The organism is Bradyrhizobium sp. NDS-1 (assembly GCF_032918005.1).
GTDB lineage: Bacteria > Pseudomonadota > Alphaproteobacteria > Rhizobiales > Xanthobacteraceae > Bradyrhizobium > Bradyrhizobium tunisiense.
Genome location: NZ_CP136628.1, coordinates 3,997,122 through 4,022,465 on the forward strand (window position 1 = coordinate 3,997,122; position 25,344 = coordinate 4,022,465).

Genomic DNA, 25,344 nt, shown 5'->3' on the forward strand with positions numbered 1-25,344 from the left:
TCGACCTTTCGCATGCGCATTCTCTGCACCAATGACGACGGCATCCACGCCCCCGGCCTCAAGGTCGTGGAGGAGATCGCGCGCGCGCTGTCCGACGATGTCTGGGTGGTCGCGCCCGAGCTCGACCAGTCCGGCGTGTCGCATTCGCTGTCGCTGAACGATCCCTTGCGCCTGCGCGAGGTCGGGCCACGGCACTTTGCCGTGCGCGGCACGCCGACCGACTGCGTCATCATGGGGGCGCGCCATATCCTCGGGCCGAAACTGCCCGACATCGTGCTGTCCGGGGTCAACAAGGGCCGTAACGTCGCCGAGGACGTGGTCTATTCCGGCACCATCGCCGGCGCCTTGGAGGGCACCATCCTGGGCTTGCCGTCGTTCGCGCTGTCGCAGGAGTTCAGCGTCGAGACCCGCGAGCGCCCGCCCTGGGATACCGCGCGCAAGTTCGGGCCCGACATCCTGCGCAAGGTGATCGCCGCCGGCATCCCGAAGGACACCGTCATCAACGTCAACTTCCCGTCCTGCGCGCCGGAGGATGTGCTGGGCGTCCGCGTCACGCGCCAGGGCAAACGCAATCTCGGTTTCTTGCGGATCGACGAGCGCAAGGACGGCCGGGGCAATCCCTATTTCTGGATCGGCTTCGAGCGCGCCGCGATGATGGACACGCCGGCCGACGGCACTGATCTCGCGGCGCTTCGCGAGCGCTACGTCTCGGTCACGCCGCTCAGGCTCGACCGCACCAACGAGGCGTTCTCCGAAGAGCTCAGCGCGACGTTGAAGTAAGTGCCGGATCGGACATAGCGGCTATCCGCCGCGGAGCGCGGCTTCGATGGTCTTGCCGAGGGCGTCGAGCTGAAACGGCTTCTGCAGCGCCGGCCGGTCGCGGTACTGCTCGGGCAGGCCGGAGGAGCCGTAGCCGGTGGCAAAGATGAACGGGCAGCCCTTGGCCTTGATCACGTCGGCGACCGGCGAGATGACCTTGCCGTTGACGTTGACGTCGAGGATGGCGATGTCGAACTCGGTCGCCTGAGCGAGCCGCATGGCCTCGGTGATGTCGCCGGCCTCGGCAGCGACCTTGTAGCCGAGCTCTTCGAGCATGTCCGCGACCATCATCCTGATCATCACCTCGTCCTCGACGAGGAATACAGAGCGGCCGGAAAGCCCTGTCGCGGTCATGATTGAGTCCTTGCCCATTGCCAAAAACGTTCGCAGATAACACGAATTGACGCAATGCGCGTTTCGACCAAGGGATGGCTGAAAATGGTCATCGCGGCTCGCCTCTGGCAAGCCGGTCGGTGGTCAAATGCGCCATGCGAAGAGTATCATGGGTTCCCAGGCAGGAACACGATTCTGGCGTCCGGGCTTGGCGCCTCGTGGGGCCGGCAAGACAGCGTAATCAGGCAATGACCTCCAATCAGCACCCGCCGGAAAAGATGATGTTTCAGCTCACGCTGAGACGCCGGGGCATCAGCGATCAAGCGGTGCTGCGAACCATGGAGGAGGTGCCGCGCGAGCTTTTCGTCGACGAGGCCGATCGCGACGGCGCCTACCGCGACAGCGCGCTGCCGATCGCCTGTGGACAGACCATCAGCCAGCCCTTCGTCGTGGCCTATATGACCGAACAGCTCCAGCTCCGGAAGCAGCACCGCGTGCTCGAGATCGGCGCCGGCTCCGGCTACCAGGCGGCGGTGCTGTCGCGGCTCGCCGGCCAGGTGCTGACGGTCGAGCGCTATCGCAAGCTTGCGGACACGGCGCGCGCCCGGCTTGAAAAGCTGAATTGTCACAATGTCGAGGTGATGCTCGGCGACGGCCTCAATCTGCCGCCCAATATCGGCCCGTTCGATCGCATCATCGTCACCGCCGCGGTGGAGCGGCTTCCGGACAATCTGGTCGAGCGGCTCGAGGTCGGCGGCATCCTGATCGCGCCGGTCGGCCCGCATCAGGGCGTGCAGACGCTGATCCGCCTGACCCGCGGCGAAGCCGGGATCGAGCGCAAGGAACTCGTCGAGGTCCGCTTCGTGCCGGCGCTGCCCGGGGTGGCGCGGGAGCTGTAGATTTCCGGATCGGCTGTGCCGCCAACATGTTATTGGGAGGGTTAAGCCGTTATTTACTCGGCGCGTGTTTACTTAAAACACCAGTTCTGTTGCGTACGAGTGAGTAACCATGTCAGTTGTCGCCGAGTTGCTTTACTCGCGCCGCGTACCGCAGGTCGCGGTGCTGGCGCTGATTTCCTTCAGCTTCGCAGGGTGCAGCGCCGACATGTCGTCGCGGCTGTCCCAGTCGAACTTCTCCAATCCCTTTGCCTCAGACCAGACCGGTTCGGTGCAGCAGGCGCCGCCGCAGCAGCGTGAGCTGCCGCAATATTCGCGGCCGCAGACGCAGCCCGGTTATTATCAGTCGCAGCCTTTGCCGCCGCCGGCGGTCTCCGCGCCGCAATCCTATCCCGCTGCGTCAGGTGGAGGGGTGTCCGGAGGCGGGCGCGGCGTCAGCTCCTACGCACCTCCGGCGCAGCCGCATCTGGAGACCACGGCCACCGTGCCGCCGCGCTCCGTTGCCGCCGCTCAGCCGGCTGGCGGGACCAAGATCATCGTCGGTACCAGCGACACGCTCGACGTGCTCGCCAAGCGCTACCACGTCACGCCGCAAGCGATCCTCGCCGCCAACGGCTACAAGGGCCCGCGCGCGCTCTCGCCCGGCCAGCAGCTCATCATCCCGCATCCGGCCACGGCCGCTGCGCCCGCACCTGCGCCGGCCCCGGTCGCGGCGGCTCCCGCTGCGAAGCCGGTTGCTGCCATGGCTGCGCCACCGAGCACCCACTTCGTCAATCATGGCGACACGCTCGCCAGCATTGCCCGCAAGAACCGTATTTCGTCGGCCGAGCTTGCTCGTGCCAACGGCCTCGATCCCTCAGCCAAGCTCAAGCTCGGCACCAGGCTGACCGTGCCCGGTGCCAAGACCGCCGCCGTTGCGGCTCCGGTCGCGGCAGCGCCGGTTGCGGGGACGCTGCAGCCGGTGGCCGCAGCTCCTGCGCCGGCCACCAAGATGGCGGCCGTTGCCGCACCGGTGCAGAGCGCGCGCCTGGCCCAGGCCACGACGAACGTCGAAGAGAAGCCCGCCGAGACCCCGGCGAAGGCCGCGGAGACCACCAGCGCGCTGCCGACCTTCCGCTGGCCGGTGCGCGGCAAGGTGGTCACGAGCTACGGCGCCAAGACAAACGGCAAGTCCAATGACGGCATCAATCTCGCGGTGCCCGAGGGGACGCCGGTCAAGGCTGCCGAAGATGGTGTCGTCGCTTATTCCGGCAACGAGCTGAAGGGTTACGGCAATCTGGTCCTGGTTCGGCATTCCAACGGCTACGTCACCGCATATGCCCATGCGAGTGAGCTGCTGGTGAAGCGCGGCGATACCATCAAGCGCGGTCAGGTCATTGCCAAGTCGGGTCAATCCGGGGAAGTGGCGTCGCCGCAGCTCCACTTCGAGATCCGCAAGGGATCGAGCCCGGTTGACCCGCTTCAATTCCTGAACGGGGCGTGAGGCCGAAGTTGCCTCCGTATGAACAGTGTCGTCGCCCGGCTTGACCGGGCGACCCAGTATTCAAGAGACAGTTATTGTTGAGCCGATAAGCCGCGGCGTACTGGATTCCCCGCTTTCGCGGGGAATGACAGTTGGGGTCGCGCGTTCGCTTTGGCTACGTCGCCGTCAGCTTCACGCCCAGCCGGCCCGCCAGCTCTTGCACGAACTGCCAGGCGACACGGCCCGAGCGTGAGCCGCGGGTGGTCGACCATTCCAGCGCCTCGCGCTCTAGCGCCTCGTCGTCGACCTCAATGCCGAAATGGCTGCAATAGCCGCGTACCATGGCGAGATATTCGTCCTGGCTGCAGCGGTGGAAGCCGAGCCAGAGGCCGAAGCGATCCGACAGTGAGACCTTCTCCTCGACCGCTTCGCCGGGATTGATCGCGGTGGAGCGCTCGTTCTCGATCATCTCCCGTGCGAGCAGATGGCGGCGGTTCGAGGTGGCGTAGAGGATGACGTTCTCGGGCCGGCCCTCGATGCCGCCTTCGAGCACCGCCTTCAGCGACTTGTACGAGGCGTCGTTGCCGTCGAATGAGAGATCGTCGCAGAACACGATGAAGCGGAAGGCGGAGGCCCGAAGCTGCTCCATCAGCGCGGGCAGGCTTTCGATGTCCTCGCGATGGATCTCGATCAGCTTCAGCTTGTCGGCCGGCCTTCGCTCCGCGTTGATGCTGGCATGCGCGGCCTTCACCAGCGACGATTTGCCCATCCCGCGTGCGCCCCAGAGCAGCGCGTTGTTGGCGGGTAGGCCGTTGGCGAAGCGCTCGGTGTTCTCCATCAGGATGTCGCGCATCCGGTCGACGCCCTTCAGCAGGAACAACTCGACGCGGCTGACCCGCGGCACGGCCGCAAGGCGGCCGTCGGGATGCCAGACATAGGCATCCGCCTGTTTGAACGACTCCGCGGAGACGGCCGGCTTGCCCTGGGCGGACAGGTGCGCCGCAATGGTCTCCAGCGCGCGGACGATGCGCTCCTGGGAGAGGTCGGGCGCTGCCTCGAGGGCCCCACTGGTCGTCGCCTTGGGGCGATTTGCCGCGACGCGGGCGGGCTTTCTGGCAGGTGTACGGGGGCCTTTGCCGGCCGGGCTTTTGCTGAGGTTTTTGGGCATGTCCGAAGTTCCTGAGAACGCAGCCTTATCGGGCCTGAGGACTCGCCGCAAGGTGGCTAAAAGGGCGGTCTGGCAGCGTTGCAATTGGGGCAATGGCCGCTATAGTCCGCGCGAATTTGACCGAGCCGGTCGCCTTTGAGGGCCTGACCGGCTTTCCCCCGTTCTCACGAGGATCGTCCGAATGTTCATTACTCCTGCGTATGCCCAGGCCGCGGGCGCCGGCGACACCAACAGCATGTTGATGTCGCTGCTGCCGTTCGCCCTGATCTTCGTGATCATGTACTTCCTGATTCTGCGCCCGCAGCAGAAGAAGGTCCGCGACCACGCCGACCTGGTGAAGAACATCCGCCGCGGCGACACCGTCGTGACCTCGGGCGGCCTCGTCGGCAAGGTCACCAAGGTCGTCGATGACGACCAGATCGAGTTCGAGATTTCCGACGGCGTGCGGGTGCGGCAGATGCGCCAGATGATCTCCGGCGTGCGCGCCAAGGGCGAGCCGGCCAAGGAATCCAAGGAAAGCGCGAAGGACGCCGCCAAGGACGACGCTGCGTCGAAGTGAGCGCTTCCGCGAGCATCTCAAGTCTCCTGATCTGACAGGTCTAGTCGATGTTGTATTTCACGCGGTGGAAGGCGCTCGGGATCATCCTGACGGCGCTGATCGTGTGCCTCTGCGCGGTCCCGAACTTCTTTCCCGAGGCCCAGGTCAAGACCTGGCCAGCCTGGGCGCAGCGTCGGCTCGTGCTCGGCCTCGACCTTCAGGGCGGCTCCTATCTGCTGCTCGAGGTTGATTCCAACTACGTGAAGAAGGAGCGGCTCGATCAGGTCCGCGACGACGTTCGCCGGACGCTGCGCGATGCCAAGATCGGCTTCACCGGCGGTGTCACCGTGCGCAACGACGCGGTCGAGGTTCGCATCACCAAGGAATCCGACGTTCAGCCTGCGCTCGCCAAGCTGCGGGAGCTGTCGCAGCCGCTGGGCGGTCTGATGGGATCCAGCGGTCAGCGCGACCTCGAGGTCGCCGATGCCGGCGGCGGGGTGATCCGCCTGAACGTCCCGCAGGCCGCAACGCTCGATCGCCTGCGCAAGACCATCGAGCAGTCGATCCAGATCGTCGAGCGCCGCGTCAACGAGCTCGGCACCGTCGAGCCCGTGATCCAGCGCCAAGGCAACGACCGCATCCTGGTGCAGGTCCCCGGCCTGCAGGATCCGACCCGCCTGAAGGAACTGCTGGGCCGGACCGCGAAGATGGAATTCCGCATGGTCGATGCCTCCGTGCCGCCGGACCAGGCGCAAGCGGGCAGAGTGCCGCCGGAATCCGAACTGCTGATGAGCGCCTCGCCGCCACCGACCCCCTATGTGGTCAAGAAGCAGGTGCTGGTCGCCGGCGGCGACCTGACCGACGCCCAGGCGAGCTTCGACCAGCGTACGGGTGAGCCGGTCGTCAGCTTCAAGTTCAACACCTCGGGCGCGCGCAAGTTCTCGCAGGCGACGCAGGAGAACGTCGGGCTGCCGTTCGCCATCGTTCTGGACAACAAGGTGATCTCGGCGCCCGTCATCCGAGAGCCCATCACCGGCGGCCAGGGGCAGATCTCCGGTAGCTTCACCGTGCAATCTGCCAACGATCTTGCGATCCTCTTGCGCGCCGGCGCGCTGCCGGCGCCGCTGACCGTGGTCGAGGAGCGCACCGTCGGTCCAGGCCTCGGCCAGGACTCGATCGAGAAGGGCGAACTGGCGGCCTATGTCGGCTCGATCCTCGTCATCGTCTTCATGCTGTTGACCTACCGGCTGTTCGGGGTGTTCGCCAACATCGCGGTGGCCATCAACGTCGCCATGATCTTCGGCCTGTTGTCGCTACTCAATGCCACCCTGACGCTGCCCGGGATCGCCGGCATCGTGCTCACCGTCGGCATCGCGGTCGATTCCAACGTGCTGATCTACGAGCGCATCCGCGAGGAGCTGCGCGGCGGCCGCAATGCGATCTCGGCGATCGACGCCGGCTTCAAACGGGCGCTCGCGACCATCCTCGATTCCAACATCACCACCTTCATTGCTGCCGCGGTGCTGTTCTACATCGGCACCGGCCCGGTGCGCGGCTTTGCCGTGACGCTCGGCATCGGCATCATCACCACGGTGTTCACCGCTTTCACCCTGACCCGGCTGATCGTCGCCTGGTGGGTGCGGTGGAAGCGGCCGCAGAGCGTGCCGATCTAGGAGCCTGATCGTGACTCAGACCGTTCTCATCGGGCTCGGCGTCCTCATCGCCATCCTCACCGTGGTCTCGGCGTTCGGCTGGCTGCCGTCGCTGCGCATCGTTCCCGACGATACGCATTTCGACTTCACGCGCTTCCGTCGCATCAGTTTTCCGATCTCGGCCGCGCTGTCGATCGTCGCGATCGTGCTGTTCTTCACCCATGGCCTGAATTTCGGCATCGACTTCCGCGGCGGTACGCTGCTGGAAGTGAAGGCAAAGTCGGGCGCAGCCGACATCGCTGCGATGCGCACGACGCTCGATGCCTTGCGTCTCGGCGAAGTGCAGTTGCAGCAGTTCGGCGGACCCGAGAACGTCCTGATCCGCGTCGCGGAGCAGCCGGGTGGCGACGCCGCCCAGCAGGAGGCCGTGCAGAAGGTCCGCAACGCGCTTGGCGATTCCGTGGAATATCGCCGCGTCGAGGTGGTCGGCCCGCGCGTCTCCGGCGAATTGCTGGCCTTCGGCATGCTCGGCCTGATGCTCGCGATCTTCGGCATCCTGATCTATCTCTGGTTCCGGTTCGAATGGCAGTTCGCGCTGGGCGCCATGATCGCCAACGTCCACGACATCGTGCTGACGATCGGCTTCATGTCGATCAGTCAGGTCGATTTCGACCTGACCAGCATCGCGGCGCTGCTCACCATTCTCGGCTATTCGCTCAACGACACCGTCGTCATCTACGACCGTATCCGCGAGATGCTGCGCCGCTACAAGAAGATGCCGATGCCGCAGCTTCTCAACGAGTCCATCAACTCGACGCTGTCGCGCTCGATCATCACCCACGTCACCGTGACGCTGGCGCTGCTCGCGCTGCTCTTGTTCGGCGGTCACGCGATCCACAGCTTCACCGCGGTGATGATGTTCGGCGTGGTGCTGGTGGGCACCTATACGTCGATCTTCATTGCGGCCCCGATCCTGATCTATCTCGGCGTCGGCGAGCACCGCGAGGATGCGAAAGAAGAGACTCCGCCGGCGAAGAAAAGCAAGGCATGATCCGAACCGCATGCCCTCGCACGAGTTGGCGAGGGCAGTAAGCTCATTCGGACCAAGCTCATGGCCGGCGATCCCAACGCTCCCCATTTCCCGCGCTCGGCGCCGATCGAAGCCTATGGCAAGGGCGGCTTCGCCTTTGCCGGCATGTCGCATCGCGGCTCGCTGCTCTGCCTGCCGGAGGCGATCTGGGCCTGGGACGTAATGGATCCCCAGAAGATCGACCGCTATTCGCTGGATCGGGTCTTCACGGCCGCCAACAGCATCGACACGCTCCTGATCGGCACCGGAACCGGGGTTTGGCTGCCGCCGCCGGAGCTGCGCCAGGCGCTCAAGGCGGTGAGGGTGGTGCTGGACACGATGCAGACCGGTCCTGCCGTGCGCACCTACAACATCATGATCGGCGAACGGCGGCGGGTTGCCGCTGCGCTGATCGCGGTACCATGAACAGCACATGAGCAGCACCGCGCCGCCGCCCGATTCGGCTGCCTTCTGCGCCGATCTCGTGCGCAGCCATGACTTTCCGCGCTATGCTGCGACCCTGTTCGCGCCCGCCGCCGAGCGTCGCGCATTGCTGGCGCTCTACGCCTTCAATGTCGAGATCGTCCGTGTCCGCGACCAGGTGAGCCAACCCTTGCCCGGCGAAATCCGCTTTCAATGGTGGACCGACCTGTTTTCGGGCCTGGTCCACGGCAGTGCCGAGGGCAATCCGGTCGCAGCCGAGCTGCTGCGTGCGATCCGTGATTTCGACCTGCCGGTCGAGCCGCTGTCGCTGCTCGTCGACGAGCACCAGTTCGACCTCTACAACGACCCCATGCCGACGCTGGCGGCGCTGGAGGGCTATCTGGCCGCCACCTGTTCGGCGTTATTTGGTCTGGCGGCTCAGGTCCTGGGGCCGCCATCGGAGGCGGCCCAGCATCTCGCCCGTCATGCGGGACTGGCGCAGGGCATCGTGCAGGTCATCACGAACCTGCCGCGCGATGCATCGCACCGGCAGCTGTTCCTGCCGCAGCAGGTGCTGGCGAGCCACGGCTGCCAGATGGAGGATTTGTTTGCCGGCAAGGACACGCCGAACCTGCGCGCCGTGCTGGAGCAGCTCGCGGGCGAGGCCCAGCAGCATTTGACCACGGCCTTGTCGCTGCTGGCGCAAGTGCCGGTCGCGGTGCGTCCGGCGTTTCTGCCGCTGAGCCAGGTGAGGGCCGATCTCAAGCGCCTGGCGCACCCGGGCCGCAATCCGTTCGCGCCGCAGCCGACGTCGCGGCTGGGCACGCTCTGGACGCTGTGGCGGGCTTCACGTTCCCGGGAATTTACCAAATAGCGGCTGGCATATCGCCTCGCACCGTCGGATGCTCTATGCTGTCCCATGGCTGAGTTCTCCCAAAGCACGTCGCCCGACCTGAGCGGTTTTCAGGTCGCGCCAGGCGACATTCATGCCGCCGCCGACACCATCCGGGGTGCGGTCGTCGAGACGCCCTGCAGCTACAGCCGCACGCTGAGCAGCATCTGCGGCTGCGACATCTGGCTCAAATTCGAGAACCTTCAGTTCACCTCGTCCTTCAAGGAGCGAGGCGCGCTCAACCGCCTCACCGCGCTGTCGCCGGAGGAGCGTGCGCGCGGCGTCATCGCCATGTCGGCCGGAAACCACGCGCAGGGCGTTGCCTATCACGCCAAGCGGCTCGGCATTCCCGCCACCATCGTCATGCCGATCGGTACGCCGATGGTGAAGATCGAGAACACTAGGCATCACGGCGCGGAAGTCGTCGTGACGGGCACGACGCTGGAGGAGGCGGCCGCGTTCGCTCGTCACCACGGCGAAGCCCGCGGCATGATCTTCGTCCACCCTTACGACGATCCGCTCGTGATCGCAGGGCAGGGTACCGTCGGGCTGGAAATGATGAGGGCGGTGCCGGAGCTCGATACGCTGGTCGTCCCGATCGGCGGCGGCGGCTTGATCAGCGGCATCGGCATTGCCGCGAAATCGATCAAGCCGTCACTGCGCGTTCTGGGCGTCGAGGCCTGGCTCTATCCCTCGATGTACAACGCCATCCATGGCGGCAATCTGCCGGCGCGCGGCGATACGCTCGCCGAAGGCATCGCGGTGAAATCGCCCGGTAAGATCACCACCGAAATCGTCCGCCGCCTCGTCGACGACATCGCGCTCGTCAACGAGGCCGAGCTCGAGCGCGCCGTGGCGACCCTGATTTCGATCGAGAAGACGGTGGTCGAGGGCGCCGGCGCCGCCGGCCTCGCCGCGCTGATGTCCGATCCCTCCCGCTTTGCCGGCCAGAAGGTCGGTCTCGTGCTGAGCGGCGGCAACATCGACACGCGGCTGATCGCATCCGTCCTCACGCGTGAGCTGGCGCGCGAGGGGCGGCTGACGCAGCTCTCGCTCGATATTCCTGATCGCCCCGGGCAGCTCGCCGCCGTCGCGGCGCTGCTGGCTGAGGCCGGTGCCAACATCATCGAGGTCTCGCACCAGCGGACGTTCTCCGACCTGCCGGCCAAGGCGACGTTGCTGCAGCTCGTCATCGAGACCCGCGACAGCGCGCATCTCGACGAGGTCATGGCAAGGCTCAGCGCGTCCGGCTTGAGCGCGCGCTGCGCCTGACTCGCCCCACTACCGCCGCGCCAATCCCGCGATATGGTCGACCAGGCGGTCGACCTCGGCCTCCGTGTTGTAATAGTGCGGAGACGCGCGCACGACATGCGGCAACGCGCGAATTTCGGCATCGATGCGCGTGCTCGGCGGATCGGAAGCGCCGATCGTGATGGCGGCGGCAGCGGCACTGGCGACAATGGCGTCCGCCTCGTGCCCGTCCATCGTGAAGCTGACAATGGCACCCGGCGCGCGTCCGAGGTCACGAATGGTGATGCCGGGAAGGGCCGCCAGGCCGCTGCGAAGACGGCCGGCAAGCAGGCGGCAACGTCGTTCGATCGGAGCGATGCCGATCTCGAGGGCATAGTCGACGGCCGCGCCGAGTCCCAGCCGCGCCGCGTAATTGTTCTCCCAGGTCTCGAAACGGCGCGCATCGTCGCGCAGCCGATATTCATTGCGCGAGACCCAGGGCGCGGCGAAGTGATCGATCATCGGCGGCTCGAGCCGCTGCAGCATCGCCCTGCGGACGTAGAGAAAGCCGGTGCCGCGCGGACCGCGGAGGAATTTGCGTCCCGTGGCCGACAGCATGTCGCAGCCGATCGCCTCGACGTCCACCTCCATCTGGCCGACCGCCTGGCAGGCGTCGAGCAGGTAGGGAATGCCCCGCGCCCGGGCGATCTTGCCGATCGCCGCCGCGGGATTGACCAGTCCGCCGTTGGTCGGAACCCAAGTGATGGCGATCAGCTTGACGCGCTCATCGATCATGCGTTCGAGCGCGTGGACGCCGAGCTCGCCGCTGGCATCGCTTGGCACCACATCGATGACCGCGCCGGTGCGTTTGGCGACCTGAAGGAACGCCACGTAGTTGGCGGCGTATTCGGCTTCGGCGGTCAGGATGCGATCGCCTTTGCCAAACGAAAGCGAATAGAACGCCATCTGCCAGGCAACCGTCGCATTCTCCACGAGCGCGATCTCGTCGGGCGCAGCATTCAGCAGGCGCGCCACCGAGCCGTAGACCGCATCGAGCCGCGCTGCCTCCCGGTCTGCCGCGGCATAACCGCCGATCTCGCTTTCCAGATCGATATGCTGCTGCATCGCCGCGACAACCCGGGTCGGCATGAGTGCCGCGCCGGCGTTGTGGAGATATGCCAGCCGGGAGGTGGCAAGCGTGTCGGCGCGAATTCGGTCGATGTCGATCACGAGAGAGCCTCTGCCGTTGGATTCCGGGAATTGGACACCATGACGCACGCGAGCGCGACGGGCAAACGGAAGGTGCTGCTGGGCATTGCTTCCGGTGCCTGGGCTGATAGAGCGTAACGCGCGGGGGAATGGAAAGGACTTGCGATGGCGAAGAACACGATTTGCCTCTGGTTCGACAAGGACGCCGAGGCGGCTGCCCGCTTCTATGCTGAGACGTTCCCCGACAGCGTCGTGAGTGCCGTGCACCGTGCGCCCAGCGATTACCCGTCTGGCAAGGCTGGTGATGTGCTCACCGTCGAATTCACGGTGGCCGGCGTTGCCTGTCTCGGTCTCAACGGCGGTCCCGTCTTCAAGCACAATGAGGCCTTCTCGTTCCAGATCGCCACCGACGATCAGGAGGAGACCGACCGCTACTGGAGCGCAATCGTCGGCAATGGCGGGCAGGAAAGCGCCTGCGGTTGGTGCAAGGACAAATGGGGCATCTCCTGGCAGATCACGCCCCGCGTGCTGACCGAAGCACTGGCGGCCGGCGGGGCCGAGGCCAAGCGCGCCTTCGATGCGATGATGGGGATGACGAAGATCGACGTCGCGGCGATCGAGGCGGCACGGTGCGGCTGATGTTGGCTTGCCTCAGATGCAGAGGCTGAGCAGCTTGATGTGACAGGTGCTGGACTTCGGCTTGCTTGCCGGCGCGGCCTCGCGTTTCACGGCAACGACGGGCTCCTTGTCCTTCTTCTTGCCTTTGCCCTTCGGCTCGTAATCGCCCGCGATCACCATGGCCCAGTAGGTGCGCTTGCCGCTGGCGTTCCTGGCGCTGGCGATGCCGACGCGGGAGGCGTTGCGCAGCAACAGGTTCTTGCGGTGCCCGGACGAGTCGATCCACTGGCCCAGGGTCTTCTCGAAATTATCGTAGCCATAGGCGATGTTCTCGGCGGCGCGGCCGGCGCCGGCCGGTGCGACACGGCGGTTGAACGGGCCGAGCGCGTCGTGGCTGAGATCGTCCTTGGCGGCCATCGCGCGGGCTTGGTCCATGGCGATGCGGTCGAGGGTGGCGTCGCGGACGACGCGGACTTCACCGTGCTTGAGGCGGAAGCTGGAGATCAACTCGGCCGGGGAGTCAGCTCGTGCCGGCGCGACTGTCAGCAGCAGAAGGCCGGCGACCAGACCGCCAACCACACGATGCATCATCGTCCCCCGACCGCCCATGACCCCACCACGTCCGCCTTCGTTCGACCGCTTCTCTATCGCCAATGTGGACGCTTCAAGGCGCCGGCAGCCTGTCAGCTCGTGGGCAGGTCCGCTTCGAAGTTGAAGCGGTCGCGCAGGTTTTTTCTTTGTTCCAGGATGTCCTTGAGGAAGGCGCGATCCTGGTCGCTCTTCATCATGGGCTCGATCAGGTCGAGCTGGTTCATGGCGACCAGTTGCAGGATCTCGGTCCGCGGCTTGCCGCTGCTATCGCGCGGCAGCGCGTGCACGACCTGGATGTGTTCCGGCGGCTTCGGCCCCTTCGCTGCCGTGAGCTCGGTCCGCAACTGGCCTTCGAGCGTGGCTTGATCTGCCTCGACGAAGGCATAGAGCCCGACGCCGGAGCGGCGGTCGGCAAAAGCGACGATAGCGGTGTCGCGAACGGCCGGGTTCTTGCGGATCAACTCGGTCAGCACCGGCGCATCGTTGACCAGCCTGCGGCCGCCGCCCTCGCGGTCGGTGAAGTTGAACAGGCCGCGGGTGATGGCGCGGTAGACCTTCTTGCCGGTGGCGAGCCACAGGCTTGCCGCGAACGACTTCTTCGCGAGGATTTTTCGCTCACGCGGAGTCAACGCCTCGGGCGCGTAGGAGCGCTTGTGCTTGAGCAGGTGCCGAAGGTCTTCATAGGCGAGGATGCGATAGAGCCGGCCGCGCTGCGCAAAGCACGCCGCGAGCTGGAAGTCGGTCACATAGGCGCGGCCGTCGCGGCCGACCAGCCAGTTCTGCTCCTTGGCAAGATCGTTGTGGCAGATGCCGGCGCGGCGCAGCCGGCGCAGCGCCACCTTGGCCGAACGGAAATAGGCGAGGTCACCGTGCGGCTTTGCCAGATGCAACGCGGCGCCGTCGACGAAGCCGCGCACCAGCGCCCGGCGACCGGCCCAGAGCAGCTCGGGACCGACGTTGAGGCCTTTGGCGAGCGCGAGCGCATGCTTCTCGCGGGCGAACAGATGGCGCGCCAGCAGGAACGACCACCACGGCACTTCGTCCAGCCGGCGCAGCACCGCGTCGACCTCGCCGGTCTCGGCACGAAAGCGGCCGCGCTCGACCGTCGAGAACACGTCGCGCTTGAGCAGCACGCCGTCGGTCCAGCGCGCCGAGAGCTGTGCGGCGTCGTCTTTGGGGAGGCTCATTGCGAACTCACGCGGCTGCGGCCATGCGCAGATGATCGGCGATCCAGCGATCGAGGTCGGCGAGCGCGAGTGCGCTCATCGCCTGCTTCTTGGCCACCGTCTTCTCGTTGCCGCGCAGACGCGTGCCGTCGGGCTTCCTGGTCGGTGCGGTCGCAAGTGGCGGAAACAGGCCGAAATTGATGTTCATCGGCTGGAACGACCGTGTCCCCGGCTCGACGGTCTCGATATGGCCGCCGGTGATGTGGCCAAGCAGAGATCCGAGCGCAGTCGTGTTCGGTGGGCTCACCAGGGTTTCGCCGCGCGCGTCGGCCGCCGCATAGAGACCGGCGATCAGACCGACGCTGGCAGACTCCACATAGCCCTCGCAGCCCGTCATCTGGCCGGCAAAGCGCAGCCGTGGCTGCGCGCGCAGGCGCAACTGACTGTCGAGCAGCTTTGGCGAGTTCAGGAAGGTGTTGCGGTGCAGGCCACCGAGGCGGGCGAACTCGGCCTTCTCCAGACCGGGAATGGTGCGGAAGATGCGCTGCTGCTCGCCGTACTTCAATTTCGTCTGGAAGCCGACGATGTTGTAGAGCGTGCCGAGCTTGTTGTCCTGACGTAGCTGCACAATGGCATAGGCCTTCGTGGTGGGATCGTGGGGATTGGTGAGGCCGACCGGCTTCATCGGGCCGTGGCGCAACGTCTCCGGGCCACGCTCCGCCATCACTTCGATCGGCAGGCAGCCGTCGAAATAGGGCGTGTTGGTCTCCCATTCCTTGAACTCGGTCTTCTCACCAGCGATCAGCGCGGCGACGAAGCCGTCATACTGCTCCTTGGTCATCGGGCAGTTGATGTAGTCGGCGCCGGTGCCGCCGGGGCCGACCTTGTCGTAGCGTGACTGGAACCAGGCCACCGACATGTCGATGGATTCGCGGTGCACGATCGGTGCGATCGCGTCGAAGAAGGCGAGGGCGTTCTCGTCGGTCAGCTCTCGGATGGCATCAGCCAGCGGGGCGGAGGTGAGGGGGCCGGTGGCGACGATGACGTTGTTCCACTCGGCCGGTGGCAGGCCTGCGACCTCGCCGCGTGCGATCTCGATCAGGGGGTGGTCGTTCAGCGCCTTGGTGACGGCCGCTGAGAAGCCATCGCGATCGACCGCGAGGGCGCCGCCGGCGGGCACCTGGTTGGCGTCGGCTGCGCGCATGACCAGCGAATCGAGCCGGCGCATCTCCGCATGCAACAGGCCCACGGCGTTGTTGGCGGCATCGTCCGAGCGGAATGAATTGGAGCAGACGAGCTCGGCGAGCCCGTCGGTGCGGTGCGCCTCGGTCATGCGGGTCGGCCGCATCTCGTGCAGCACCACGGGCACGCCGGCTTTCGCGACCTGCCAGGCTGCCTCCGAGCCGGCAAGGCCTGCGCCGATCACGTGCACAATGTTGGATAGGGGTCCTGTCATGGGGCGGACAGGTAGCGCTTTTCGGCGATCAGTGGAATCGCCGAGATCGAGTTTTCTGCCACCAGATGCGACAACGCCCGCACGAGGCGGGCGCTATCGGTTCGTCTGGTGAAGGGCTGAACGATATCAGCCCTGATACTGACCGGCGGCAACGCGCGGGATGTCCGAGCGATCGAGGCCGATATCGGCCAGTTCGCGATCGCTGAGCTGGGACAGCTCGGCAACATTGCGCTGATAGTCCCGGAAGGCCTGGATCATGCGGATGAGCGAGAGCAGCATTGGTAGTCTCCTGTAGTTCGATTCAGCCCTTGCCCGGGCTGCATCGTTGAAATGAATATAGAGGAGAGTAGTGCAGTGCGAAAGTTCCTATGTTGCGATGCAGCTAAGCAATGAGCGCATAGCGACGGTAACGGACGATTAACTCGAAGGCGCTCCCGCCCACGCAACGGGCAAGGTGCGACCAAAGGTGCCATAAATAGACGTAAATCCACGGGGTTATGCAGGAGTGCGACCCCTTGTCTCTTGGGAAGTATGCTTTTCTGACCCGCTGACAAAGGACTCGATCCAGCGTCTAAACCCAAATCACCTATGCGCGAATCGCATGTATCGGAATCTGTTGAATTGAATATTGATTCAGATCATGTCTTTGCAGACAGTAGGATTCCGCCGCCATTTGGGGCGTGATCCGGGTGCAGGGCACACTCGCCAAGCGTGCAGTGTTCATTACCTGCAGGTAATGAAAATCAGAATTTCTGCATGACCCTCTGCGCGGTGCGCAACATCACGCAATTCTCGCGAGGAATTTATTGCGGCAAGTTGCCGCGCCCGGAGGAAGGTGTTGTCGCAGAGTCCGGCAATGTCGCTGGATCTGTCTCAAGAACAAGGAAAGTAACATCATGACGAAGTTACTAGGGGTTATCGCAATTGCCGCCGTCGCGTTCGCCGTTGCGCCGGCCCAGGCCGCCAAGCGCGCAGCGGTGGGCGGCTGCAGCTCGGCCAATCTGGAAAAGACGGAGACCGAGATCGAGAACATGGCTGACGGCGACGGCAAGCTCGTTGCGCAGAAGGAGATCGCGGCGGCGCAGGATTCGCTGCTCAACGGCAAGATGAGTGCGTGCGGCGCGCATCTGAACAAGGCGATGCAGGCCACCATGGTCAAGTAGTCGCGAGCAGAGGGCCGGTCGCCGGGCGATCGGCCCTACGCGTTTGTCTGAAGCGCGATGCGATCAGGATGAAGCGTCATCGCGCTTCAGGTGGTTGTTTGAGCGTGATCGCTTCCGAAAACCGCTGCGCGCGTTTCCGGATCATGCTTTGGCGAGTATTCAGGGCGCGCGCGCAAGCTGGCTGGCGAAATAGGCGACGGTCTTGGAATAGACCTCGCTCTTGTTCCACTGCTTGAGCACCTCGAAATTCGGACTGCCCGGCTGCCAATCCTTGCCCTTCTGCCAGCCATAGCCGACGAGGTAATTGGCGGTGGAGGCCAGCACGTCGGGAACATTGTGCAGGAGGTCGCGCTTGCCGTTGCCATCGAAGTCGATGGCGTATTTCATCCAGGACGACGGCATGAACTGGGTCTGGCCGAGTTCGCCGGCCCAGGCGCCCTTCATGTCGGCAGCCGCGAGATCGCCGCGCTGGACGATGCGCAGCGCGTCCAACAGCTCGGCGCGAAAGTACTCGGAGCGCCGGCAGTCATAGGCCAGCGTCGCCAGCGAGCGGATGGTTGCGAACTTGCCGGTGTTGACGCCGTAATCCGTCTCCAGACCCCAGATCGCGACCAGCACCTCGCCGGGTACGCCGTAGGCCTGCTCGATACGCGACAGCACTGAGCCGTATTGCTTCATCCTGTTGGAGCCGCGCTCCAAGCGGGGCGGCACCATCCGACCCGAAAACTCTTCGAAGGTCTGACTGAAGACCTTTTGCGAGCGGTCGCGGTTGATCACGTTCTGATCCAGCGTCACGCCGGCAAGCCCGGCCGTGATCGCCTGCTGCGAGATGCCCTTGGCGGCCGCATCGGTTTTGAAGTCCGCAAGCCAGGCCTCGAAATTGCCCGAGCCGCAGGCAACCGCGGCGAACGCTGGCTGGGCTGACAGGATTGAGGCGGAGAGAGCGAGGGCTGCGAGAGCGAGACGAGAAATCGTCGAGGTCATTCGAGTCAATGAATTCCGTGAAGCGGTATGACCGGCGGGTGCAATCTCGGTCGGAACAGCGGCCAAAGCAAGGCGTGCGACAGAGCGCGATCCTGCCCGAGCCGGGGCAGGATCGCATGTCACGATATCGTCAGAGCTCCGGCCGGTTACGCCAGGGGAAGAGGTTGGCGGGGAAGTCGGCCGCCGGCTTGCGCGGACGAGGCGGCGGGGGCGGCACCGGACGTGCACCGGGCTCCGAGACGATCACCTTGCGGTAGAGATGCCAGGTGGCATGGCCAAGCAGGGGGATCACCACGGCAAGGCCGAGGAAGGCCGGGATCGTGCCGAGCGCGAGCAGCACCGCCACGATCAGGCCCCAGGCCGCCATCGGCACCGGGTTCCTCGCGACCACGCGCAATGAGGTGCTCATCGCCTCGAATGCGCCGGCATGGCGGTCCAGCATCAAGGGGAACGACACGGCGCTGATGCAGAGCGCGGCGAGTGCGAACAGGAAGCCGGTGCCGCAGCCGACCACGATCAGCCACCAGCCCTGCTGTGTCGTCAGCACGCGCGTCATGAAGTCCGAGATCCCGGTCACGCCCTCATAGCCGAACGCCGCGACATAGATGGCCTGCGCAGTTGCAACCCAGGTCACGAATAGCGCGAGCAGCAATGTGCCGAGACCTAGCATCGCCCCGAACGAGGGCGAGCGCACCACCTCCATGGCATCCCATGCACTGGCTTCTTCATGGCGCTCGCGCCGGCTGGAGAGCTCGTAGAGACCGAGCGCTGCGAAGGGGCCGATCAGCGCGAAGCCGGCGGCGAGGGGAAACAACAATGGCAGCACCGAATAGCCCATCACCACGCGGGCGAGTACGAGGCCGAGCACCGGGTAGATCACGCAGAGAATGATGGCGTGGCTCGGAAAGGCCTTGAAATCATCCCAGCCGCGCCGGAGCGCATCGTGCAGATCGGTCAGCTGGATGGTTCGAATGACAGGTCCAGCCGCATCCGCGCTCTGGGCCATTGTGGGGACATTGCCCTGGTAGAGTGTGGCCATGGTCGCTAGCTCCCTTGCCGAGCGGCCGAATCCGGCGCCGGCAAACGGCGCGAGTAGCCGCCATTCTTGAGGTTCGCGAGTCCGACCAGACGCGAATTCCGGAAGGCATCGCGAGCTGAACGCGAAGCGTACGCCGATTTCCGAGTCCTGTCCCTCACGCTTGGGTGAGATTCGATGCCGCAGCGCAACCCTGACGACGTCATTCGGTCGTCATTTCGCCGCAGATAAGCTGATGCTGCTCGCTGGTTCGCAGAACTTCGCGGGCACAACGCAGTAACTTGGTCTATAAGTGCCACTCAAGGCCCTTCCAACGGATCCTTTTCGGGGAGCAGATATGAGCATTTTCGGGAAAATCATGGGCGCGATCTTCGGGAGCCAGCCGGCTTCCGCCGCGCCTGCCGGTGGCGCAGCTTCGCCCGCTGGAGCGGCGCCGGGAGCATCGTCGACGCCGGCCGGCGCGCCCATGGCCGCGGTCGATGTCGCGGCGATCGTCGACAAGGCGGTGGCCGCGCACAAGGGCGAGAAGCTGGAATGGCGAACCTCAATCGTCGACCTCATGAAGGCGCTCGACATCGATTCCAGCCTCGCTGCGCGCAAGGACCTTGCCAAGGAGCTCGGCTACAGCGGCGACATGAACGATTCCGCCAGCATGAACGTCTGGCTGCACAAGCAGGTGATGTCCAAGCTCGCCGCCAATGGCGGCAAGCTGCCGCCGGAGATCAAGCACTGACCGGCCACAGGTCGTGCCGCAAGGGCCCGCGATCTCGCGGGCCCTTTTGCTTTCAGGCGAGGAGATCCGCGTCCTCCGGATGCCTGTCGAGATAGTCGACGACGAAGCCGCAGCCGGCGATCACCTTTCGGCCGTCGCGCCGGATCAACTCCAGCGCGCCCTTGACCAGCTCGGATGCGATGCCGCGGCCGCGGAGCGCACGAGGCGTCTCGGTATGGGTGATGATGACCGCCGTCGGCGTCAGCCGGTAATTGGCGAAGGCGATATCGCTGCCGACATCGAGTTCGAAGCGGCTCCTGTCCTTGTTGTCTCGTACCGATGCGGCCATGCAAGATCCTTCCGGCGTGCGTCTTCCGCGTTGATCTATGAGCCCGCCTCCGTCCTTGGCAAGGCGCGGTTAAGGGGGCTTGCCGCACGGCAGATATCTGCAAACGCGCATGCCTTTGGCTGCAGTGCGGCATGAAAAACCTTCCTTGTGAACATCACGCCGGCTCGAATAATTGCCGACGCCGCTCTTGCAAGTTCCATGGCGGCTCCCACGTCCTCTCAAGGACATACGCCCGAATGCGGCCGGCAGGGTCGCTAGACATTCGGAGTGTCATGATTGCCAGCCGCAGACGTATGCCTCTTTGTAGGAGGGTACGATGTCGGACTTTGGTTTCTTGAAGACTCATCGAACATGGGAAGACTGGTGCGGGATGCTGCTCGGCGCGGCGATCGTGGCTTCGCCGTGGTTTCCCATCCATGATCCGGGGATTGCCGGACATCAGACGGCGATCCTGAATACGGTCGCAATCGGTCTGGTCGTATTTGGCATCAGCCAGCTCGAATATGTCGCCTTGCAGCGCTGGCAGGAGGTGATGACGATCCTGGTCGGACTGTGGCTCATCGCCTCGCCTTATGCGCTCGGCTATTCCGGTGACGGTTTTCTCCGCATCTATCACACGAGCCTCGGCGCGGTGGTGGTGCTGCTGGGCATACTCCAGCTATGGCAGGACTGGGATCTGAACGATCGTGACATGCTCAAGCACGGACAATAGTCCGTAGATGGCGGCAGGCCTGCTGACTACGGGCGGCGGGCCTGCCCCCTTATCTCGTGACGAGATCCGCATAGTCCGGGTGCTTTTCGATCCATGCTTTCACGAACGGGCATTGCGGGATCAGCTTCAATCCGGACGCACGGACCTGGTCGAGCGCGCCTTGTACCAGCTTCGAGCCGACGCCCTTGCCGCCGAGCTCCTTCGGCACATCGGTGTGCTCGAACGTGATGACGTCGCCGTCGAGCCTGTGGCCTTCCACCGCGAGCTCGAAGCGGCAATGGTCCTTGTTGTCGATGACGTCGCTCATGTTGTCGACCTTCCAGACGCCGGCCTCGTGCACCAATTCATAACGCACGGTCGGGCAGGCTGGTTTCCGATATTAAGGTCGTTCGGTTCAATCGGCCGCTTTGGCGAGCCTGGAGTCTTCGGGCTGCTGCTGCGGGCGCAGGCAACCCTGGCAGATGACCAGGGAGCGGTTGACCCTGGCATCCTGCTCGGCCTCGCTGCCGTCCTGCGCTTGCCACCACTCCTTCGAATAAGGCTGAAGACCGGCTTGCGAGCTGCTTCGCTCGCCTCCGGTCGCCGTCCGCGTTGGTCGTGAAGTAGCATGTGGACGATTGGGATCCTCGCCGGCGCCATCCCAGGCATAACGGGCTGGCTTGAAGGCGGGATCGGACGCCAGATGCGCCTGTGGCGCGACGGCACATCCGGCGAGCGCCAGCGACAACAGGAGGAAGGCAGGCGCTTTGACCATGATGCGGCACTCTGTACGCGAGAACTGAACGAAGGTGCGCCGATCATGTTTAAAATTCCCTGAACGATTGCGGCCGCGCCGGCGACCAACCCGCATGCGTTATCTGATCTTCATGCTCGCTCTGTTCACCTCTGCCGCGCGCGCCGAGGATGCAAAGACGTTCAATCCAGCCGACTATCCGCCCGGCGTGCAGAAGGCGCTGCGCTACGCCAATGAGGAATGCACCAGCCAGGATGGCGGCGAGGTGAGATTCGCGACTGATACGGTACGCAGGATCGACCTCACCGGCGACGGCCGCGACGACTACATCGTCGACTTCGGCGAGACCAAATGCGGGGATCGCGAGACCACCTATTGCGGAACCGGCGGTTGCGTCATGAAGATCCTCGTGACGCTGCCGGACGGCAGCATGCGCGAGGTGTTCGACGGCCATGTCCTTCGCTACAGGATCATAGCCCCGCCCACGAAGCGCGGTGCTGCGCGCAGCATCCGCTTCGATCTGCATGGCAGCTTCTGCGGCGGCTTTGGTCCGCAGGCCTGCGCCAAGCACAGGACCGTCACGACGACGCCGTTCGCATTCAAGCAACCGTAGGGGAGCCGTGCGTCCGGCGGCCTTGCAGGGGCGCTGGCGATGGCGATAAATGGGCTGAAATGAGCGGGCAGCTCGCGTGCCGTCCGCCCTCGAAGAGGAAGCCCGATGCAGCCCCTGCGCATGTCCCGCCGCGTCATGAATCTCGCCTACATGCTGACCCAGAACGCGCGGCGGCATGGGTCTCGTCCGGGCTTCGTCTGGGGGGACAGATCCTGGACCTGGCGCGAGATCGATGCGCAGGTCTCGGCGCTGGCCACGGCGCTCGCCGCGCGCGGCATTGCGAAGGGCGACCGCATCCTGGTCCATTCCAAGAATGGCGACGAGATGTTCTTGTCGATGTTCGCGGCATTCCGGCTCGGCGCGGTCTGGGTGCCCACCAATTTCCGCCTGATGCCGGACGAGGTCACCTATCTCGCGGAGGCCTCCGGGGCCAAGGCATTTCTTTGCCATGTCGATTTTCCTGAACATGCCGCGGCGGTGAAGGGCGGCGCGCTCGAGTTCATCTGGAGCATCGACGGCAAGGCCGGATTCGGCGAGCGCTCGGTCGCTGATGCCATCGCCGCGCAGGCCGGCGCCAGTATCGCGAATGCCGATGTCGAGCACGACGATCCCTGCTGGTTCTTCTTCACCTCCGGCACCACCGGGCGTTCCAAGGCGGCGGTGCTGACCCACGGCCAGATGGGATTTGTCGTCACCAACCATCTCGCCGATCTCACTCCCGGGGTGACCGAGGCGGACGCCTCGCTGGTGGTGGCGCCGCTCTCGCATGGCGCCGGCGTGCACCAGCTGGTGCAGACCGCGCGCGGCGTCTGCACCGTATTGTTGCCGACCGAGAAGTTCGACATCGACGAGGCCTTCCGTCTGATCGAAAAGCATCGGGTCGCCAATCTCTTCACCGTGCCGACGATCCTGAAGATGATGGTCGAGCACCCCGCCGTCGACAAATACGACCACGCCTCGCTGCGTCACGTGATCTATGCGGGCGCGCCGATGTATCGGGAGGATCAGAAGACCGCGCTGAAGAAGCTCGGCAAGGTCATCGTGCAATATTTCGGCCTTGGCGAGGTCACCGGCAACATCACCGTGCTGCCGGCGGCGCTGCACGATCCCGAGGACGGTCCGCACGCCAAGATCGGCACCTGCGGTTTCGAGCGCACCGGCATGCAGGTTTCGATCCAGGACGACGAGGGCCGCGAACTCGCGGCCAACCAGAGCGGCGAGATCTGCGTGATCGGGCCGGCGGTGCTCGCCGGCTATTACGACAACCCTGAAGCCAATGCGAAGGCATTCCGCAACGGCTGGTTCCGGACCGGCGATCTCGGCCATATGGACGAGGAGGGCTTCGTCTACATCACCGGCCGCGCGTCCGACATGTACATCTCCGGCGGCTCCAACATCTATCCGCGCGAGATCGAGGAGAAGATCTTGACGCATCCCGCGGTCGGGGAGGTCGCCGTGCTCGGCGTGCCAGATGCGACCTGGGGCGAGGTCGGCGTCGCCGTTTGCGTTGCGCGGGACGGCCAGAAGCCGGTGAGCGAGGCCGAGATGGCGGCATTCCTGTCGCCAAAGGTGCCGCGCTACAAGATGCCGAAGCGGTTCTTCTTCTGGGAGGCGCTGCCGAAATCCGGCTATGGCAAGATTCCAAAACGCATGGTGCGCGACGAGCTCGAGGCGCGCGGGCTGCTCGATCTCGACAAGACGAAAGCTGGCTGAGCGCAGCCGATGCGAAATATCAAGCAGCCGGGCACGCCCGTCGCCGAACGCATCCAATGGGTGGAGGCGAGGGGACGCGCCTTCTCATTCATGCTTCAAGCGGGCCTGCCGCTGCTGGAAGCCGCACGGCTCGGCTTTGCGGCCGAAGGTTTCACGAACGGCGTGCTCAGCTTCCGGCAGGGCGCGCTCGGGCCGTTCGCCTATGTCATGCCGGCGCTGTCGAAGACCGGTGAGAACGCTGCGTTTTACAGCGACACGTTCCGGCCCGGCGGCGTGACGCGTACGAGGCTCGGCAGCATGACGCTCGGCACGCGGGACGGCGCGCCGTTCTTTCACTGCCATGGGCTCTGGACGGAAGCCGACGGCAGGGACAGTGGTGGCCACATGCTGCCCGACCAGACTGTCGTCGCCGAACCGTTCGAGGTCGAGGCCTTCGGTATCGACGGTGCGACGTTCACCGCCGAGCCCGATCCCGAGACCAATTTCAAGCTGTTCGGGCCGGTGCCCGCGGAGCGTACGGGCGCGCGCACGACGAGCCGCGCGTTCGCGCTCCGGCTGCGCCCGAACCAGGATTTTGCCGGCGCGCTCGAAGCGTTCTGCCGCGCGCGTGGCATCGCGCGTGCGAAGATCCATGGCGGCGTCGGTTCGACCATCGGCGCGCGCTTCATCCATGGCGGCGTGACCGAGCCGTTTGCGACCGAGCTTGCGGTGACGGCCGGGCTGATCGCGCCCGGGCCCTCCGGCGCGCCCGAGGCTGCGCTCGACGTCGCGTTGGTCGACTACACCGGCGGCCTGGCGGAAGGGCGCCTGGTCAACGGCGACAATCCCGTGCTGATGACGATGGAGCTGGTGCTGGAGGCGCTGGATTAGCCGTGCAGTCGCGGCTTTCGCCGGGAATTCATGCCGATTGCCTAACGTCATTGTTCCCGTTATGTTCTTTCTTGGGTCTTTGGCGGAACGGACGGAGAGGCGGTTATGAGCCGGAGGGGTCATCGCACCATCAACTTGCCTGCGCCGTATCTGAAGCGGGTCTGGCTCGACCCGTTGCAGGTTGGGGATCGCGAGGCCTATCCGTTTTGCCTGCCGATCTTCCCGGATGATTTCGAGCTCAACTTCGACGCGGCCATCACCATCATCGTCGGAGAGAACGGCACCGGGAAGTCGACGATCCTCGAAGGCATCGCATCGCTCGCCGGCTACGACGATGCCGGAGGCGGCAAGGGCTACATGCCGGTCGACCACTCCGAGGCGCGCGAGAAGATGGGTGGTCAACTCTCCAGGGCGCTGCGCGCAAGCTGGCTGCCGAAGATCACCAATGGCTGGTTTTTTCGTGCCGAGAGCTTCTTCTCGGTGGCGCGATATCTCGACAAGGCCGCGCGTGACGCCGGCCAGGCCGGTCCCGATTTCCTCTCGCATTCCCACGGCGAGGGCTTCCTGCGCTTCTTCGAGGAGCGCTGTCAGCGCCAGGGCATCTTCATCTTCGACGAGCCGGAATCGGCATTATCGCCGGCACGTCAGCTCGAATTCCTGAAGCTGCTCCGGCGCATGGAGGAGTCCCGGATCTGCCAGGTGATCATGGCGACCCATTCGCCGATGCTGATGGCCTATCCGAACGCCCGGCTGCTGCGGCTCGGGAAATACGGCCTGGAGCCTGTGACCGTGGAAGAGACCGACCATTACCGCTTGATGCGGGAATTCTGCAACGACCCGCGCGGGTTCGTGCAGGCGACGCTGGGAGAGTAGGGGAGTGTGTCGGAGGGCGTTTCGCCGGAGTCGCTGTCGCGTCCCGGACAAGCTGCAATGCGCG

29 protein-coding genes are annotated in these 25,344 nt (G+C 65.0%); 17 read left to right on the forward strand and 12 right to left on the reverse strand.

Annotation, left to right across the window (positions count from 1 at the left end; translation table 11 throughout):
* Positions 1-12: 12 nt before the first annotated feature.
* Positions 13-780, forward strand: a complete 768-nt coding sequence (surE, locus tag RX330_RS18835; protein WP_317239384.1) for a 5'/3'-nucleotidase SurE — start codon at positions 13-15, stop codon at positions 778-780.
* Between the two features lie 21 nt (positions 781-801).
* Here the strand turns inward: surE and RX330_RS18840 are convergent, their stop codons facing one another.
* Positions 802-1,173 (reverse strand): response regulator, encoded by a 372-nt coding sequence (locus tag RX330_RS18840; RefSeq protein WP_008547195.1) that lies wholly within the window; start codon positions 1,171-1,173, stop codon positions 802-804.
* A gap of 227 nt (positions 1,174-1,400) precedes the next feature.
* On the opposite strand from RX330_RS18840, the gene RX330_RS18845 reads away from it, so the two are divergent.
* Entirely contained in the window at positions 1,401-2,051 is a 651-nt protein-coding gene (locus RX330_RS18845) for a protein-L-isoaspartate(D-aspartate) O-methyltransferase (RefSeq protein ID WP_212084674.1), read from the forward strand.
* 109 nt (positions 2,052-2,160) lie between these two features.
* The gene (locus RX330_RS18850; protein WP_212084676.1) at positions 2,161-3,531 is read left to right on the forward strand and encodes a LysM peptidoglycan-binding domain-containing M23 family metallopeptidase; all 1,371 of its coding nucleotides are present in this window, start codon (positions 2,161-2,163) and stop codon (positions 3,529-3,531) included.
* 154 nt (positions 3,532-3,685) lie between these two features.
* Here RX330_RS18850 and RX330_RS18855 read toward each other — a convergent pair whose 3' ends face one another.
* Entirely contained in the window at positions 3,686-4,678 is a 993-nt protein-coding gene (locus tag RX330_RS18855; protein WP_317239385.1) for an ATP-binding protein, read from the reverse strand.
* A 181-nt stretch (positions 4,679-4,859) separates the two neighbouring features.
* On the opposite strand from RX330_RS18855, the gene yajC reads away from it, so the two are divergent.
* The 6 genes from yajC to RX330_RS18885 are packed head-to-tail and all read left to right on the forward strand — an operon-like array spanning position 4,860 to position 10,524.
* Positions 4,860-5,237 carry a preprotein translocase subunit YajC gene (yajC, locus tag RX330_RS18860; protein ID WP_317239386.1) on the forward strand — a complete coding sequence of 126 codons (378 nt, stop codon included), beginning with the start codon at positions 4,860-4,862 and terminating at the stop codon, positions 5,235-5,237.
* A gap of 47 nt (positions 5,238-5,284) precedes the next feature.
* Positions 5,285-6,889, forward strand: a complete 1,605-nt coding sequence (secD, locus tag RX330_RS18865; protein WP_212084689.1) for a protein translocase subunit SecD — start codon at positions 5,285-5,287, stop codon at positions 6,887-6,889.
* Between the two features lie 10 nt (positions 6,890-6,899).
* Positions 6,900-7,919 (forward strand): protein translocase subunit SecF, encoded by a 1,020-nt coding sequence (secF, locus tag RX330_RS18870; RefSeq protein WP_317239387.1) that lies wholly within the window; start codon positions 6,900-6,902, stop codon positions 7,917-7,919.
* A 60-nt stretch (positions 7,920-7,979) separates the two neighbouring features.
* Positions 7,980-8,363 carry an Mth938-like domain-containing protein gene (locus RX330_RS18875; RefSeq protein WP_212084693.1) on the forward strand — a complete coding sequence of 128 codons (384 nt, stop codon included), beginning with the start codon at positions 7,980-7,982 and terminating at the stop codon, positions 8,361-8,363.
* 7 nt (positions 8,364-8,370) lie between these two features.
* On the forward strand, positions 8,371-9,234 hold the full coding sequence (locus tag RX330_RS18880) for a phytoene/squalene synthase family protein (RefSeq protein ID WP_317239388.1): 864 nt from the start codon (positions 8,371-8,373) through the stop codon (positions 9,232-9,234).
* A 45-nt stretch (positions 9,235-9,279) separates the two neighbouring features.
* Positions 9,280-10,524 carry a threonine ammonia-lyase gene (locus RX330_RS18885; RefSeq protein ID WP_317239389.1) on the forward strand — a complete coding sequence of 415 codons (1,245 nt, stop codon included), beginning with the start codon at positions 9,280-9,282 and terminating at the stop codon, positions 10,522-10,524.
* Between the two features lie 9 nt (positions 10,525-10,533).
* Here the strand turns inward: RX330_RS18885 and RX330_RS18890 are convergent, their stop codons facing one another.
* Entirely contained in the window at positions 10,534-11,712 is a 1,179-nt protein-coding gene (locus RX330_RS18890; protein ID WP_317239390.1) for an aminotransferase class V-fold PLP-dependent enzyme, read from the reverse strand.
* Between the two features lie 144 nt (positions 11,713-11,856).
* On the opposite strand from RX330_RS18890, the gene RX330_RS18895 reads away from it, so the two are divergent.
* Entirely contained in the window at positions 11,857-12,330 is a 474-nt protein-coding gene (locus RX330_RS18895; RefSeq protein ID WP_317239391.1) for a VOC family protein, read from the forward strand.
* A 12-nt stretch (positions 12,331-12,342) separates the two neighbouring features.
* Here RX330_RS18895 and RX330_RS18900 read toward each other — a convergent pair whose 3' ends face one another.
* The 4 genes from RX330_RS18900 to RX330_RS18915 form a co-directional block, all read right to left on the reverse strand.
* Positions 12,343-12,897, reverse strand: coding sequence for a CAP domain-containing protein (locus RX330_RS18900; RefSeq protein ID WP_317239392.1), 555 nt, complete (start codon positions 12,895-12,897; stop codon positions 12,343-12,345).
* Positions 12,898-12,992: 95 nt separating this feature from the next.
* A complete protein-coding gene (locus RX330_RS18905) occupies positions 12,993-14,087 on the reverse strand; it encodes a serine/threonine protein kinase (RefSeq protein WP_317239393.1) in 1,095 nt (364 codons plus the stop codon).
* Positions 14,088-14,094: 7 nt separating this feature from the next.
* Complete coding sequence (trmFO, locus tag RX330_RS18910; protein ID WP_317239394.1) at positions 14,095-15,522, reverse strand: methylenetetrahydrofolate--tRNA-(uracil(54)-C(5))-methyltransferase (FADH(2)-oxidizing) TrmFO; 1,428 nt, start codon at positions 15,520-15,522, stop codon at positions 14,095-14,097.
* A 126-nt stretch (positions 15,523-15,648) separates the two neighbouring features.
* Positions 15,649-15,801 (reverse strand): DUF1127 domain-containing protein, encoded by a 153-nt coding sequence (locus RX330_RS18915; protein ID WP_007590701.1) that lies wholly within the window; start codon positions 15,799-15,801, stop codon positions 15,649-15,651.
* 617 nt (positions 15,802-16,418) lie between these two features.
* Between RX330_RS18915 and RX330_RS18920 the strand changes: the two genes are divergently transcribed.
* Positions 16,419-16,685: a hypothetical protein gene (locus tag RX330_RS18920; protein ID WP_317239395.1), complete on the forward strand. Its 267-nt coding sequence runs from the start codon at positions 16,419-16,421 to the stop codon at positions 16,683-16,685.
* A 159-nt stretch (positions 16,686-16,844) separates the two neighbouring features.
* Here the strand turns inward: RX330_RS18920 and RX330_RS18925 are convergent, their stop codons facing one another.
* A complete protein-coding gene (locus tag RX330_RS18925) occupies positions 16,845-17,669 on the reverse strand; it encodes a lytic murein transglycosylase (protein WP_317239396.1) in 825 nt (274 codons plus the stop codon).
* A gap of 130 nt (positions 17,670-17,799) precedes the next feature.
* Positions 17,800-18,708 (reverse strand): DUF2189 domain-containing protein, encoded by a 909-nt coding sequence (locus RX330_RS18930; protein WP_212084730.1) that lies wholly within the window; start codon positions 18,706-18,708, stop codon positions 17,800-17,802.
* A gap of 334 nt (positions 18,709-19,042) precedes the next feature.
* Here RX330_RS18930 and RX330_RS18935 point away from each other — a divergent pair, with 334 nt between their 5' ends.
* On the forward strand, positions 19,043-19,438 hold the full coding sequence (locus tag RX330_RS18935) for a DUF3597 domain-containing protein (RefSeq protein WP_212084732.1): 396 nt from the start codon (positions 19,043-19,045) through the stop codon (positions 19,436-19,438).
* A gap of 52 nt (positions 19,439-19,490) precedes the next feature.
* Here the strand turns inward: RX330_RS18935 and RX330_RS18940 are convergent, their stop codons facing one another.
* Positions 19,491-19,766, reverse strand: a complete 276-nt coding sequence (locus tag RX330_RS18940; RefSeq protein WP_212084734.1) for a GNAT family N-acetyltransferase — start codon at positions 19,764-19,766, stop codon at positions 19,491-19,493.
* 316 nt (positions 19,767-20,082) lie between these two features.
* Between RX330_RS18940 and RX330_RS18945 the strand changes: the two genes are divergently transcribed.
* Positions 20,083-20,478 carry an SPW repeat protein gene (locus RX330_RS18945; RefSeq protein ID WP_212084736.1) on the forward strand — a complete coding sequence of 132 codons (396 nt, stop codon included), beginning with the start codon at positions 20,083-20,085 and terminating at the stop codon, positions 20,476-20,478.
* A gap of 49 nt (positions 20,479-20,527) precedes the next feature.
* Here the strand turns inward: RX330_RS18945 and RX330_RS18950 are convergent, their stop codons facing one another.
* Both RX330_RS18950 and RX330_RS18955 read right to left on the reverse strand, forming a co-directional pair.
* The gene (locus RX330_RS18950; RefSeq protein ID WP_317243929.1) at positions 20,528-20,785 is read right to left on the reverse strand and encodes a GNAT family N-acetyltransferase; all 258 of its coding nucleotides are present in this window, start codon (positions 20,783-20,785) and stop codon (positions 20,528-20,530) included.
* Between the two features lie 87 nt (positions 20,786-20,872).
* A complete protein-coding gene (locus RX330_RS18955; RefSeq protein WP_317239397.1) occupies positions 20,873-21,232 on the reverse strand; it encodes a hypothetical protein in 360 nt (119 codons plus the stop codon).
* Between the two features lie 94 nt (positions 21,233-21,326).
* Here RX330_RS18955 and RX330_RS18960 point away from each other — a divergent pair, with 94 nt between their 5' ends.
* The 4 genes from RX330_RS18960 (at position 21,327) to RX330_RS18975 (ending at position 25,280) form a co-directional block, all read left to right on the forward strand.
* Complete coding sequence (locus tag RX330_RS18960) at positions 21,327-21,824, forward strand: hypothetical protein (RefSeq protein WP_317239398.1); 498 nt, start codon at positions 21,327-21,329, stop codon at positions 21,822-21,824.
* 105 nt (positions 21,825-21,929) lie between these two features.
* Positions 21,930-23,537, forward strand: a complete 1,608-nt coding sequence (locus RX330_RS18965; RefSeq protein ID WP_317239399.1) for an acyl-CoA synthetase — start codon at positions 21,930-21,932, stop codon at positions 23,535-23,537.
* Positions 23,538-23,546: 9 nt separating this feature from the next.
* Entirely contained in the window at positions 23,547-24,407 is an 861-nt protein-coding gene (locus RX330_RS18970; protein ID WP_317239400.1) for a PCC domain-containing protein, read from the forward strand.
* Positions 24,408-24,512: 105 nt separating this feature from the next.
* The gene (locus RX330_RS18975) at positions 24,513-25,280 is read left to right on the forward strand and encodes an AAA family ATPase (RefSeq protein ID WP_317239401.1); all 768 of its coding nucleotides are present in this window, start codon (positions 24,513-24,515) and stop codon (positions 25,278-25,280) included.
* The last annotated feature ends 64 nt before the right edge of the window (positions 25,281-25,344 follow it).